Genomic DNA, 13,735 nt, shown 5'->3' with positions numbered 1-13,735 from the left:
TGATCACCGGCGGAGGCCTGGCCACGAGCCGGGCCGCGCTCAGACTCCCAACACACGAAGGAGACCCGGATATGAAACCTGCAAACCGCCCCGCGCAGTCCTCTGGCGAATTCGGCAGCACAATGCACTGGGGTGCGGGCTGGCTTCCGACAATGGAGCGGTCGGGACAACGACTGCAGCAGTTCCAGCATGCCGCCCAGGACTTTCAGAAAACCGTCAACCAGGAGTCCATCAGCCAGATCGAGGACATATTCGCTGCCATCAGCCAGATTTCCAGCGCCGTGAGTGACGCGGCCCGGGAGCCCAGCATCTCCAGCGTATTCAGTGCGCAGCCCAGAGTGCTGGAGTGCATGATGGAGATGAACCAGAAGGGCAACGAGCGGTTGATGCGCATCACCGAGCGCATGAACGCCTGCACTGCTGCCATGGCCAACGGCGAGGCCACAGAGTCCGTTACCCGGGCCACGGAGGAGGCCAGTGGCGACGGCAGTGAGACGCAGGCGTCAATCGATTCCGGCGCACCCGGCCGCGTGTCGGGGCAAGAGGGCAAGCGGGCTGCCGCCGCTCAAGGGAGCTGATCCCGAAAGGATAACCGGCTATGCATGAATCCTCGGTTCAGCTGTGTGAGGGCCCCGGCGGCGCGCGCGTGGCCTTCGCCAGTCTGGGCCAGGGTCCACCTCTGGTGCTCGTCCCGGGCTGGCTGTGTCACCTGCATGAACTCTGGACCCATCCCGCCGCGGCGAGCGCCCGCCGGAAACTGACGGCGGCACACCGGCTCACCTGGTACGACCGTCTCGGCTGCGGGCTCTCGGACCGACAAGGGTTCGAGCTGTCGCTGGAGAACGATGTCCAGCAGCTCACCGCCGTGATGGATGCCGCGGGGATCGATCGCGCAAGCCTGATCGGCTACTCCTTTGGCGGCCCGCCGGCGGCGGTATTCGCCGCACGCCACCCGGAGCGGGTCCAACGGCTGGTCTTCTGCTCCGCGTTCGCCCGGGGCAGCGCCATCACCACCGAAGAGCGGCTGGAGGCCCTCAAACACGTGGTGCGCATGAACTGGAACGTGGGATCCAGAACGCTGGCAGCCATGCTGGTGCCCAACGGCGGTGCCCGCGAGATGCAATGGTACGGCCGCTTCCAGCGCATGGCGGCATCATCCGCGATGGCCGCACGACTGCTGGACCATCTGTGGACCATGGACATCCGCGACCTACTGCCGACCCTGTCCATGCCGGTGCTCGTGGTGCATAACCGCGGCGACCGCGCAGTGCCGCTCAGCGCGGGACAGGAGATCGCCGCGCTTGCGCCAGGCGCACGCATGGAGATCCTGGACGGTAACGAGCACGACCCATTCCTCCGCGACTCCGGCTCCCTGGTAGAGCTGATTCTCGACTTTCTCGCCGGCCGGCAACCCGCAACGCAACGCCACCCGTCCATGCCGGGCGGTGAACTCAGCACGCGCGAGCGCGAGGTGCTGCAGCACCTCGCCGGCGGTGCGTCGAACAAGGCAATCGCGACAGCCCTCGGCATCTCGGTGGGCACGGTGGAGCGCCATGTCAGCAACATCTACGGCAAGCTGCCGGCACACGGCCGCGCCGACCTGGCGCTGCGCGCGGTGAAGCTGGGCCTGGTCTCGCCGGCACCCTGAACCTCCCTCGTACCGGTTTTCCCGTATCCCGTGTTGCGGGATCGCCGCGATGCGGCGCCGAACCGGTCCCGCCTAGACTCGCAGGAAACGCACCGCCTCCCGCTCTCCGGCGAGCGCGGGCGCCACCCACCGGGTCATGGGGGATTCATCATGGCGACCAACTCGGAACACCAGCACAATGCGGTCACCCAGGGGTATGCGCTGGAAGGGACGCTCCTGGAGATCTGCTCCTGCGGCTCACCCTGCCCCTGCTTCATCGGCGAAGATCCCGACGGCGGCAAATGCTACGGGGTCATCGCATTCAACCTTGAGCACGGCGTGATCGAGGGCGTGGACGTCTCCGGTCTCACGGTGGTCAGTGTGGCCGTCATCCCCGGCAACGCACTGGCCGGCCAGTGGCGGGTGGTGCAACTGGTGGACGAGCGCGCCTCGGTTGCCCAGCACGAGGCACTGCTGCGCGCGTTCTCCGGCGACCTTGGCGGCCCCCTGGGCGACCTGGCCGGGCTGGTCGGCGAACTGGTGGCGGTGGAGCGCGCCCCCATATCCCACGCCGCGAGCAACGCATCCGGGCAACTCCGTGTGGAGGGCATGGTGGAGGCAGCGCTGGACCCGATCACCTCGTCACCGGACGGCACCCAGACCACCCTCCACGACAGCGCCTTCACCACGGTCAAAGGGGCGCCCGCCTATGTGGGCAAGTCACGCACCTACCGCGTGGACCTGCCCCAGTACGGGATGACCTGGTCGTTCGAAGGCCGCAACACCATTCAGACCGCCTGGCGCATGGAGCACCAACCGTGAGCGCCGTCACCGCACCGCGCCGAATCTGGCTGGCGTCACCCGGGCTCCTCGCGCTGATTGCCGGCGCCTGGCTGCTGGGTCTGACCGCAGAGTTCACCGGCCACGCACAGTGGGTGCATCATCACCGGCCGCTCACCGGGGACATGTCGGTGCTGGCGAGCCTGGGTCTGTTGCTGCTGGCCTGGCAGGTGCATATCGCGGCAATGATGCTGCCGTCATCGTTGCCAATGATGCGGCTGTTCGCCCGCACGGCGGCGCGCCAGCCTCATCCGAGGACGGCGCATGCGGCATTCATCGGCGGCTATCTTCTGATCTGGACCGGTTTCGGCCTGGCGGCGTTGACGACACACAACGCAGCCATGGCCGACGTGCACCACTGGCACTGGCTGATTCATCGTCCGGAGCTGCTGACCGGTGGCGCCCTGGTTGTGGCGGGCGCGTTCCAGTTCTCGAGGCTCAAACATGCCTGCCTGCGCCACTGCCGTCACCCGGGCGCATTCCTCATGGCGCACTACCGACGCGGACGGCTGGCCGCACTGACTCTGGGGCTACGCCACGGGCTGTTCTGCTTCGGCTGCTGCTGGGCCCTGATGCTGGTGATGGTGGTGGTCGGCATCGCCAATCTCGCGTGGATGGCCCCGCTGGCATTGCTGATGCTCTACGAGAAGACCGGACGCTTCGGCGACCGCGTGGTGAAGCCCGTGGGCGTCGGTCTCATCGCCCTGGGCGTGTTGAAGCTGCTCGCCCCCGAATGGATACCTGCCGGTCACCATCATCACTGAACGGCGGGACCCGTGACCCTTCGTCAGCCGCCGCTTGACGCGCCACCCCGCCTCTGCTTATCTCAAGCTAATCAGTTGGTCGGGAGGTGACGGGGCATGGCGATCAGTAGCGAATCCACTCCGATCGGCGCAACGGCCGATACATTCCACCCGCTGGACCCGCTTGGCCCCGAGGAGATGCGCACGGCCGCCGCCCTGCTGCGGGAAGCACTCGGGCCCGAGCCGCTGCGCTTCGAACGGCTGACCCTGGAAGAACCCGACAAGGAGTCGATCCGAGGTTGGCAGCCGGGACAGCCGCTGGACCGCCGGGTCCGATTCGTGGTGTCGCGGCCCGGCGGTATCGGCGTGACCCTGGGCATTCTCTCCCTGGACGAACATCGTATCCTCTCCAGCGAACACCTGCCGGACGCGCGGCCCATGATCATGCTGGAGGAGTTCATGGCCATCGAGGACGCAGTCAAGGCAGACCCGGCGTTCATCAAGGCCTGCGCCCGCCGCGGCATCGACGACATGTCACTGGTCTGCGTGGACCCGTGGTCGGCGGGTCGCTTTGACGTCCCGGGCGAAGAGGGACGCCGCTTATCCCACACCTTCGCATGGGTCCGCAATCATGCCCGCGACAACTTCTACGCCCACCCCATCGAAGGGGTGAACGCCGTGGTGGACGTGGACACCCTCGAGGTCATTCGCGTGGACGATCACTACGCGGACCGGGAACCGGTGCCGGTCCCCCGGGGTGAGTCGAACTACGAGGCGGAGCTGGTCGGCGAACACCGTGGCGACATCAAGCCGCTGGACGTCATCCAGAGCGACGGGCCGAGCTTCACCCTGGAAGGCAATCTACTGCGCTGGCAGGGCTGGGATGTGCGCATCGGCTTCAACGCCCGGGAAGGGCTGACCCTGCACACGCTGGGCCATACCGAGGGCGATGAGCGTCGCCCGATCCTCCACCGGGCCTCACTGGCCGAGATGGTCGTCCCCTACGGCAGCCCTGCCGCCGGCCACTATCGGAAGAACGTCTTCGACATCGGCGAGTACGGCCTGGGCAAGCTGGCGAACTCCCTGACACTGGGCTGCGACTGCCTGGGTGCCATCCGCTACCTGGACGCCTACGTCAACGGCATCGACGGTGAGCCCATCAAGATCGCCAATGCCATCTGCATCCACGAGGAAGACAACGGCATTGCCTGGAAGCACTGGGACTTCCGTACCGACCACACGGAGGTACGGCGACTGCGGCGCCTGGTGATTTCCTCCATCTCCACCGTCGGCAACTACGAATACGCGTCTTACTGGTACCTCTACCAGACGGGTATGGTGGAATTCGAAATGAAGGCCACCGGCATCATCAACACGGTAGCCTGCGAGCCGGGCAAACCGTCGCCTTACGCCAATGAGGTGGCCCCGGGCGTGGCCGGCCAGATCCACCAGCACCTGTTCTGCGCCCGGCTCGACATGGACGTGGACGGCCCCGACAACGCGGTAATGGAGTACAACGTGGTGGTGCCGCCGGAGGGGCCCGAGAATCCGTATGGCAACGCGTTCCGCGAGGAGGCGACCCTGCTCGAGACGGAGCGGGCGGCGCAGCGGCGGGCGAACAGCGAGACCATGCGCTACTGGAAGGTGGTGAACCGACAGCGCCGCAACGCCGTGGGCCAGCCCACCGGCTTCAAGCTCGAAGCCACCAACCCGGTGACGCCATATACGCAGCCGCAGTCGCGGTCCGGCCAGCGCGGCAGGTTCATCCAGAATCACCTGTGGGTCACGCCCTTCAACGCGGAGGAGCGCTATCCCGCCGGCGAGTTCGTGAACCAGTCGGGCCCCGGGCAGGGCCTGCCGGAGTGGACGTCCGCCGATCGCAACTTGGTGGATACCGACCTGGTACTCTGGCACGTCTTCGGTCTGCACCACCCGGTCCGCCCCGAGGACTACCCGGTGCAACCCTGCGTGACCTGCGGCTTCAGGCTGATGCCGTCGGGATTCTTCGACCGCAACCCGGCCATCACCCTGCCACCGGGCAGGAACGCCGCGAGCTGCTGCGCCTGAGCCAACGGATGCGCGACCGGGCCGGCGCATTAGCCGAGGCCCGGCCACTCCGATAATCAGTCGTGGCGCTCCCGAACGTAGCTCCCCGGTGCATCCTCGATGGGGCGGTGCTTCTTGCTGCCCGGCTTGCGGGCGGCGACCTTGCCGCCACTCTTGTCGGCGAGCCAGTTGTTCCAGTCCGGCCACCAGGAGCCTTCGTTGAAGGCCGCCTTCTCCATCCAGTCATCCGGCGAGGCGGGTAGCTTGCCGCTCTTGGGATTCGTCCAGTAGCCGTACTTGTTCTTGCTGGGCGGATTGACGACACCGGCAATGTGGCCCGACATGCCGAGGGTGAACTTGACGTTGCTGGACAGCAGGCGCGCCCCCGAATAGGTTGCCTGCCACGGTGCAATATGGTCTTCCTTGGTCGAGATGTAGTAGGCCGGCACCTTGACCTTCGACAGGTCGATGGGTACGCCATTCAGCGAGATGCCGCCCGGCTCCCGCAGCTTGTTGCGCAGGTACATGTTGCGGAGATAGAACGAATGCATCCGTGCGGGCATGTTGGTGGAATCCTGGTTCCAGTACAGCAGGTCAAACGGGAACGGATCCTGGCCGTGCAGGTAGTTGTTGACGAAGAATGACCAGATCAGATCATTGTCGCGGAGCATGTTCATGGCCGTCGCCATCTGGCTGCCCTTGAGCACGCCGCGCTCCTCCATCTGCTTCTCCAGCACCTCCAGCTGCTCCTCGTCGATGAACAGCTCCAGATCACCGGGGCTCTCGAAGTCCAGCAGGGTCACGAAGAACGTCGCGCTCTGCGGTCGCTTGTCGCCCGTCTCGGCACAGTAGGCGAGAGTCGATGCGAGCAGCGTGCCCCCGAGGCAGTACCCCACCATGTTCACTTCCGACTCGCCGGTAATTTCCTCTGCCACGTCCATGGCCGCCAGCGGGCCTTCGAGCATGTAGTCGTCGAAAGTCTTGCTGGCAAGCTCCGCGGTCGGGTTGCGCCACGAGATCATGAACACCGTATGGCCCTGCTCCACTAGCCAGCGCACCACCGAGTTCTGCGGACGCAGATCCAGGATGTAGTATTTGTTGATCCAGGGCGGCGTGATGATGATCGGCCGCTTGCTCACCTCCTTGGTGGCCGGCTCGTACTGGATCAGCTGGATCAGGTCATTCTGATAAACCACCTTACCCGGGGCCACTGCGACGTCCTTACCCACCTCGAACGCTTCCGGGTGAGTCATACGGATCTTGAGTTCTCCGTTGCCGCGCTCAAGATCCTCCAGCAGCTTGTTGAGACCATCAAGCAGGTTCTGCCCGCCCGTGTCGATAGTCTTCTGCAGCACCTCCGGGTTGGTCGCCACGAAGTTGGATGGCGACATGGCGTTCACGAACTGGCGGGTGTAGAAATCCACCTTGCGGCGGGTCTTGTCGTCCAGGCCCTCGACGCCGGCGACCGTGTGGTGAATGTGATCGGCGGTGAGCAGATAGGACTGCTTGATGAAGTCGAACAGCGGATTCTCTTCCCACCGGGCGTCCCGGAACCGCTTGTCCCCCGGCTTGGGCTTCACGGCGCTTTCCGTCTCCAGCCCCATCATGCGCAACCCGGTGGTCTGCATCAGCGACATGTAGTCCTGCCAGAATTGCATCTGCGCCTGGACCAGCGTCGCCGGGTCGGACATGAGCCGGGCGTAGAAATCCTGAAACAGCTGCATCATGTGGCGGGCTTCGTCGCCACTGATGTTCTGGCTCGACTGCTGACGAGCGAGGAAGTCCTTGACCAGTTCCTGGCTCTTGCCAGCAACATCCATCATGGACCGGGAGAGTTTCTCGGGATCGACCTGGGAGAACTGACCTTGTGACTCGCTCATACGGGTAACCTCACTGCGTCGGGGCCGGACCAGCGGAGCCGGCCGTGCCTTTCGGGTACCGAACACCAGCCTGAACCATCCTTGTACAGGCCACTACTTCATGGTCGGATCGAATGAACGAAAACGCAACGTCCCACGAGAGAATCTACTCGTCCCGAAAGAAATCCCAGACACGCACGGGCTGACCCTCACCTTCCCAGTCGGCGTGGGGCTGCACCGTCTTGAAGGCCTCGTGAATACCGTCCTCGTCGGCAGCCCGTTCCACGGCCAGCAGGGTGTTGACCTCATGCTCGCAGAGCCCGGCGGCGTACTCCGCCTCCTGTCTGGCCACGGGTAACGCCGCCTCCATGCTGGGCGCACCGTACTCGCTGACGAAATGGTGGGCGAGGCTCTCGATCACACTCTTGTACTCGCCCTCCTCGATATCGTCCACTACCACCACGGTTGCCCAGCCGAAGCTGCGCGTTCCCAGAAAGCCGTGGCGGAACGCCTGCTTCTCCTTGCCTTCGAAGAGGGTCGGATCACGGTCGGAGAACGTGAACACGAAACTGCCGGGCACCGCCGGTTCACCAACCCGGGCGGCGTTGTCGTAGACGTGCTCGTCGGTGTCGTCGAGCCGGGCGACACGCATGAATTTCATTCGGCCATCACCTCACAAACAACAAACGGCAGGCGGTCCGGAGACCACCTGCCGCTATTACGGACAGCTGCAGCCGGGTTCAGGAACCCTGCTGCCCCGCCGGTCTCGACCCGCCTGGCGACGCCTGTTTACCGTCGCTCCGGAGTTCCTCCTCCGGAACCGGCTTCTCGCCGGACGCCACCACATCCTGATACCACAGGTCGTGGTGCTGCTTCGCCCATGCCGTATCAACACGCCCGCGGGTCATCCCCTCGAGGGCGCCCTCGGTTCCGAGCGTACCGATGTAGGCATGACCCAGGAACAGGCCGATCCAGAGAGTCGCCGCCACGGCGTGGATGATCAGCGACCACGACATGATCTCCCGGGTCTGGAAGCCCCAGTTCGGGAAGAGCGCGATAAAGCCGGTGATGATCACCGTCAGCCCGAGGGCGAAGACGCCGCCCCAGAACCAGACCTTCTCACCGCCGTTCATCTTGCCCGCCGACGGGTGTTTGTTCCCGACAATACCACCGCCCTGCTTGAACCACTCCAGGTCGGTCTTGTTGGGAATATTGTGGCGCACCCAGAGCACGATCATCATCAGCACACCCACCGAGAAGACGGGGCCGACCACGTTATGGGTCCCGTAGGCAAGCTGCGCGTACGCGGCAAAGCCCTGGTGACCGAAGATCGGGATCAGCACCGTCCTGCCGAACAGCAGGCTCAGACCGGTGATGGCGAGAATGATGAAGGAGATCGCCGTGAACCAGTGGAGGAATCGCTCGTAGGCCTGCCATCGCACGATGGTCTGCCCGGAACGGCCTCCCTCGATCTTCTTCTGCCCGGTGAGCAGGAAGAAGGCGGTAATCGCCAGGAAGACGATCACCAGGAACCAGCCACCCACCGTGGTCACGGGACCCGTGCGGATCTGGCGGTAATTCTCGCCGACGTTGGTCATCATCTGGTTGGTGACGTAAGGCCCGGTCTGGGTCGTGAAACCACCCTCGCCGCGCCGCCCGTCACGCCACATGTCGGACCGGGGATTGCTTTCGCTTTGCTCAGAGAACTGCCGCTGGGGCTCGCCCGTGGTGGTCTGCGCAAAGAGATACCCGGCAGAAGGCAGTGCCACGGCAAGGACAAAGATGGCGACGATGCTCCAGATCATGGAGCGCCACCTGCGCCTTGCGCGCACCGCTGCTTGCTGGTGCTCACTCATGTGGACCTCCTCGCGCTAGCGGTCAGTGTGGGCGGACTGCGCACGGTCTCTCAGAGCCCCTGCCCGGCGCTCGGCGGCTTCTTCCGATGCTGTCTCGTCACCGCCGCCCTTGTAGACACCGGGTTCGTACAGCGTCACATCGGAACAACCCGCCAACAGTGCCAGGCTCAGGGCCGCGGTCGCTGACAGGGTGAATTTTCTAGGCATCATGGAATGCTCCTCTCCAGCCTTGCTGTTCTTGTTCACCGGCCGATCGGCCGGGGCCCGCGCACAGGCCCCGGCTTCAACCCCGTCAGACATCCTGCCCGTAAGCAGCCTGCCAGCCCCACGTCTGCGGCCTGCCGCCACGGGTCATGACACGCTTGCGGTAGATATCCGCAATGACGTTGCCATCCCCCGCGATCAGCGCCTTGGTCGCACACATCTCGGCACACAGCGGAAGTTTGCCTTCCTCGACACGGTTGGTGCCGTACTTGGTCAGCTCTTCCTGGGAGTGCGCCGTTTCCGGGCCGCCTGCGCAGAAGGTGCACTTGTCCATCTTGCCGCGCACCCCGAATGCCGTCTGCTGCGGATACTGCGGCGCGCCAAACGGACACGCGTAGAAGCAGTAGCCACAACCGATGCATAGATCCTTGTCGTGCAGAACGATCCCGTCGGCGGTGGTGTAGAAGCAATCCACCGGACAGACCGCCGCACAGGGTGCGTCAGTACAGTGCATACAGGCCACGGAAATGGCTTTTTCGCCGGGCTGGCCATCGTTCATGACGATGACCCGGCGGCGGTTCACGCCCCACGGCACCTCGTGCTCATTCTTACAAGCCGTGACACAGGCCTGGCACTCGATGCAGCGTTCGGCGTCACAGAGAAATTTCATTCTTGCCATGACGGCTTTCTCCTCTCAAATCGTTCTCAGGCCGGCGTCACGCGGCAAAGGGTGGTCTTGGTTTCCTGCATCATGGTGACCGAGTCGTACCCGTAGGTGGTCGCCGTGTTGGTCGACTCACCCCGGACATAGGGCGCGGCTCCTTCCGGATACCGGTCGATGAGGTCCTCACCCTGGAAGTGCCCGCCGAAGTGGAATGGCGTGAACACCGTGCCGCGGCCGACGCGGTCCGTGACCAGGGCCTTGATGCGGATGCGGCCGCCTTCCGGGCCTTCCAGCCAGACCATTTCGCCATTGCGGACCCCCGCATCGTTGGCGTCGGCCGGGTTGATCTCGACGAACATGTCCTGCTTGAGTTCGGCGAGCCACGGGTTGGAGCGCGTCTCCTCACCGCCACCCTCGTACTCCACCAGACGGCCGCTGGTGTGGATCAGCGGGTAGTCGTCGGAGTAGTCGGTTGCCTGCACGGACTCGAAACGGGTCGGCAGCCGGTAGAACACCTTGCGGTCTTCGTAGGTCGGGAAGTCCTCGACCAAGTCGTACCGCGGAGTGTAGAGCGGCTCACGGTGCAGTGGCACCGGGTCCGGGAAGTTCCAGACGTAGGCACGGGCCTTGGCGTTACCGAAGGGATGGCAGCCATGCTCCATCGCCACGCGGATAATGCCGCCCGAGAGGTCCGTGGTCCACGAGCGACCTTCGGCGTACTCCTTCTCCTCGTCGGTGAGATCGTCCCACCAGCCCAGCTGCTTCAGCAGCTCCGAGTCGAACTCGGGATAGCCGTCCTCAATCTCGGCACCCTCGGACCACGAGCCTTCGGCGAGGAGATTCTCGCCCTCGTAGTCGGTGCCGAAGTTGGCGCGGAAGTTGCCGCCACCATCCATGACGTGCTTGCTGGTGTCATAGAGCACATGGGTCCCGGGGTGCTTGATCTCTGGCGTGCCGTAGCAGGGCCACGGCAGGCAGTAGGTCTCGCCGTCCACCGGGCCACCCTGCGCCTTCAGCGACTTGACGTCGAAGGATTTCTGGTTGGCCATGTGCTCCTTGAGCCGCTCCGGGCTCTGCCCGGTGTAGCCGATGGACCAGGTGCCTCGGTTGATCTCGCGCAGCACGCTCTCTGGGCTCACATGCCCGTCCGCCACTTCGATGTTCTTGAACATCTCGTCGGCGAAACCAAGCTTGCTGGCCAGCATGTAGGCGATATCCGAGTCGGACTTGTGCTCGTACAGTGGCTCGATCACCTGCTCCCGCCACTGTATGGAGCGGTTCGACGCCGTCACGGAACCGGTCTGTTCGAACTGTGTCGCCGCCGGCAGCAGGTAGGTGTCGTCGGAACGCTCGTGCAGTACGGCGGTAACCGTGGGGTAAGGGTCGATGACCACGAGAAGATCCACCTTCTCCATGGCTTCCTTCATCTCCGGCCCGCGGGTCTGGGAGTTGGGCGCATGACCCCACATCATCACCGCACGGACATTGTCCCTCTGGGAGATGTTGTCCGCGTCCTCCAGAACGCCGTCAATCCAGCGTGAGACGGTGATGCCGCCCGAGTTCATCGGCTTCACGGTGCCGCCCTGGCCGTCGTCGTACTCGTCCTGATCGAACCGGGCACTCAGCCAGTCGTAGTCCACATCCCACACACGGCACCAGTGCTGCCAGCCGCCCTCGGAGATGGGGTAGTAGCCAGGCAGGTTGTCCGGGTTCGGGCCCACGTCAGTGGCACCCTGGACGTTGTCGTGACCGCGGAAGATGTTGGCACCACCACCCTCGACACCGATGTTGCCCAGCGCCAGCTGCAGGCAGTTGTAGGCGCGGACATAGTTGTTGCCGATGGTGTGCTGCGTACCACCCATGCACCACACGAAGGTACCGGGGCGGTTCTCGGCCATGATCCTGGCCACTTCGTAGACACCCTCTTCCGACACACCGGTCACGCGCTCGACCTGATCCGGCGTCCATTTGGAGACTTCCTCACGGACCCGGTCCATGCCGAAGACACGCTGCGCCAGGTACTCGGTGTCTTCCCATTCGTTCTCGAAGACGTGGTAGAGAATGCCCCAGATCAACGCCACGTCCGTGCCCGAGCGGAATCGCACGTAGGTGTCCGCATGGGCGGCAGTGCGGGTGAAGCGCGGATCCATGACCACCATCTTGGAGCCCTGTTCCTTCGCCCGCAGGATCATCTGCATGGCAACCGGATGGGCCTCGGCAGCGTTGGAGCCGCACATTACGATGCACTTGGAGTTGAGGATGTCGTTGTAGGAGTTCGTCTGCGCACCGTAACCCCAGGTGTTCGCAACGCCCGCCACTGTGGTGGAGTGGCAGATGCGCGCCTGGTGGTCACAGTTGTTGGAGCCCCAGAAGGCAGCGAACTTGCGCTGCAGGTAGGCCCCCTCGTTGTTGGCCTTGGACGAGCCGGCAAACCAGAGCGAATCCGGGCCGGACTCGTCACGGATGTGCAGCAGCTTGTCGCCGATCTCCTCGATGGCCTCTTCCCAGCTGATCCGCTCCCAGCGGCCAGCGACCTTCTTCATAGGGTACTTCACCCGGCGGGTGCTGTGGCCGTGATTACGCAGGGCCGCACCCTTGGCGCAGTGCGCGCCCAGGTTGATGGGGCTGTCCAGCGCCGGCTCCTGACCGACCCAGACGCCGTTCTGCACTTCGGCAATGGTGCTGCAGCCCACGGAGCAATGACCGCAAACGGTCAACACTTCGCGGATTTCCGCATCCGGATCAATGCGGCGCGCGGCCTTCGCCTTGCGCATCATGGACGTGGGCAGCATTCCGGCAACGGCAGCACCACCAACGGCAAGCCCGGACCCCTGTAGAAAGGCCCGTCGCGTGAGCGCCTTGCCAAGCAGTCCGGGAGCCGCGGCACCGGCCGCCGATGCCTTTTTCTTTGTCAGTTTCATGGTCTTACTCCTCCACTCGGGACGATTTCGACGCAGTGACGGTCACCCGCACGGCTCAGAAATCCGCCCGCGCATAGTAGTCGCGAATATGCTTGGTCTCGTGGTAGCCCTTCTTGCCTTCCTGGAGGTCTTCCATCTCAGGGCCGTCGTAGTTGTGTGCCAACACCTGGCCGGCGCCAGCCGTCAGCGCCACGGCACCACCGGTCGCCACGACCGTCTTCAGAAAGCGCCGCCGTTCCGGACGGGTTTTGTCGTTATCGGACATGCTCATGTCTGCGTCCTCCTGCCATACCCTGTCGATACAATCGACCCTAAAGTTCATCAATCCGGCCTCAGCCCCGCTGTCAGGCCAGCATGGAAAAATAGTCCTGCTCCAGCGCCACGAACGCAGCGCCCACCTGCCCGACGGCGCGGTAGAAATCAGCGTTCTCCGACTGCTCCACATCCCGGAAGAACGCCTCCATCCATGGTTCAACGTGTTTCTGGAACAGCTCCCTCTGCCATTCGAACGAGACGTCCGGGTCGCTGATGATCAGCGCCATCACGTCACAGATCGCAGCGGCATGGTCTTCGGGCTCGCTGTTGCCCTCCTGGCGTTCCACCCCGAGCTGCTGAAGATCCTGCCGCAGGACGACCAGCGGTCGCTCCATGAGCGATCCGGTCTGGTACCACGACGCGTACGGAGTGATCTCGCCTCCGCCCACGCCGATAAAGAGGTCATGGAACTCGCGGTCGACGGCATCCATGCCGACCTGCCCGGCGGCTTTGCGCAATTCCTGCCAGGCCGTTGCCAGCGCGTCGGACTCGCGCTGCCCTGAGCCGCGGGAAATGCCGCGCAGCAGGTCGATCACCTCCCGGTCCGGCGGCGCTGCAAGCAGCCGGCCAAGCAGCGTCCACGTCCCGGCTCGGAGTTCATCTTCCCGCGTCGCCGCCGCTGCACTCGGTACTGACCAATCCGTCGTGCTCATAAACACT

13 protein-coding genes are annotated in these 13,735 nt (G+C 64.4%); 5 read left to right on the top strand and 8 right to left on the bottom strand.

Annotated elements, in window-relative coordinates; genetic code table 11:
* Nucleotides 1–71 precede the first annotated feature (71 nt).
* The 5 genes from ACNSTU_RS11895 (at nt 72) to ACNSTU_RS11875 (ending at nt 5,277) form a co-directional block, all read left to right on the top strand.
* The gene (locus tag ACNSTU_RS11895) at nt 72–578 is read left to right on the top strand and encodes a hypothetical protein (protein WP_418212395.1); all 507 of its coding nucleotides are present in this window, start codon (nt 72–74) and stop codon (nt 576–578) included.
* 20 nt (nt 579–598) lie between these two features.
* A complete protein-coding gene (locus ACNSTU_RS11890) occupies nt 599–1,648 on the top strand; it encodes an alpha/beta fold hydrolase (RefSeq protein WP_418212394.1) in 1,050 nt (349 codons plus the stop codon).
* Between the two features lie 150 nt (nt 1,649–1,798).
* A complete protein-coding gene (locus ACNSTU_RS11885) occupies nt 1,799–2,449 on the top strand; it encodes a DUF1326 domain-containing protein (protein ID WP_290637022.1) in 651 nt (216 codons plus the stop codon).
* Nucleotides 2,446–3,231: a DUF2182 domain-containing protein gene (locus ACNSTU_RS11880; RefSeq protein ID WP_290637023.1), complete on the top strand. Its 786-nt coding sequence runs from the start codon at nt 2,446–2,448 to the stop codon at nt 3,229–3,231. The genes ACNSTU_RS11885 and ACNSTU_RS11880 overlap by 4 nt, the downstream gene beginning before the upstream one ends.
* A 96-nt stretch (nt 3,232–3,327) precedes the next feature.
* The gene (locus ACNSTU_RS11875) at nt 3,328–5,277 is read left to right on the top strand and encodes a primary-amine oxidase (RefSeq protein WP_418212393.1); all 1,950 of its coding nucleotides are present in this window, start codon (nt 3,328–3,330) and stop codon (nt 5,275–5,277) included.
* Nucleotides 5,278–5,333: 56 nt separating this feature from the next.
* On the opposite strand, the gene ACNSTU_RS11870 is transcribed toward ACNSTU_RS11875, so the two are convergent.
* The 8 genes from ACNSTU_RS11870 to ACNSTU_RS11835 form a co-directional block, all read right to left on the bottom strand.
* Complete coding sequence (locus ACNSTU_RS11870) at nt 5,334–7,136, bottom strand: PHA/PHB synthase family protein (RefSeq protein WP_290635988.1); 1,803 nt, start codon at nt 7,134–7,136, stop codon at nt 5,334–5,336.
* 145 nt (nt 7,137–7,281) lie between these two features.
* Nucleotides 7,282–7,776, bottom strand: a complete 495-nt coding sequence (locus ACNSTU_RS11865) for a DUF6505 family protein (protein WP_290635990.1) — start codon at nt 7,774–7,776, stop codon at nt 7,282–7,284.
* Nucleotides 7,777–7,855: 79 nt separating this feature from the next.
* Entirely contained in the window at nt 7,856–8,971 is a 1,116-nt protein-coding gene (locus ACNSTU_RS11860; RefSeq protein WP_290635992.1) for a formate dehydrogenase subunit gamma, read from the bottom strand.
* 15 nt (nt 8,972–8,986) lie between these two features.
* Nucleotides 8,987–9,181: a hypothetical protein gene (locus ACNSTU_RS11855; protein WP_290635994.1), complete on the bottom strand. Its 195-nt coding sequence runs from the start codon at nt 9,179–9,181 to the stop codon at nt 8,987–8,989.
* Nucleotides 9,182–9,263: 82 nt separating this feature from the next.
* Nucleotides 9,264–9,854: a formate dehydrogenase FDH3 subunit beta gene (fdh3B, locus tag ACNSTU_RS11850; protein WP_091640581.1), complete on the bottom strand. Its 591-nt coding sequence runs from the start codon at nt 9,852–9,854 to the stop codon at nt 9,264–9,266.
* A 26-nt stretch (nt 9,855–9,880) separates the two neighbouring features.
* Entirely contained in the window at nt 9,881–12,760 is a 2,880-nt protein-coding gene (locus ACNSTU_RS11845; RefSeq protein WP_418212392.1) for a formate dehydrogenase subunit alpha, read from the bottom strand.
* Nucleotides 12,761–12,815: 55 nt separating this feature from the next.
* Nucleotides 12,816–13,031, bottom strand: coding sequence for a twin-arginine translocation signal domain-containing protein (locus ACNSTU_RS11840; protein WP_290635998.1), 216 nt, complete (start codon nt 13,029–13,031; stop codon nt 12,816–12,818).
* 73 nt (nt 13,032–13,104) lie between these two features.
* Nucleotides 13,105–13,728: a TorD/DmsD family molecular chaperone gene (locus ACNSTU_RS11835; protein ID WP_290636000.1), complete on the bottom strand. Its 624-nt coding sequence runs from the start codon at nt 13,726–13,728 to the stop codon at nt 13,105–13,107.
* Nucleotides 13,729–13,735 lie beyond the last annotated feature (7 nt).

The organism is Aquisalimonas sp. APHAB1-3, from assembly GCF_048323695.1.
In the GTDB taxonomy this organism is placed as follows: domain Bacteria; phylum Pseudomonadota; class Gammaproteobacteria; order Nitrococcales; family Aquisalimonadaceae; genus Aquisalimonas.
Note: the sequence above shows the minus strand (reverse complement) of the source record. Positions and strands in the feature narration are given on the sequence as shown.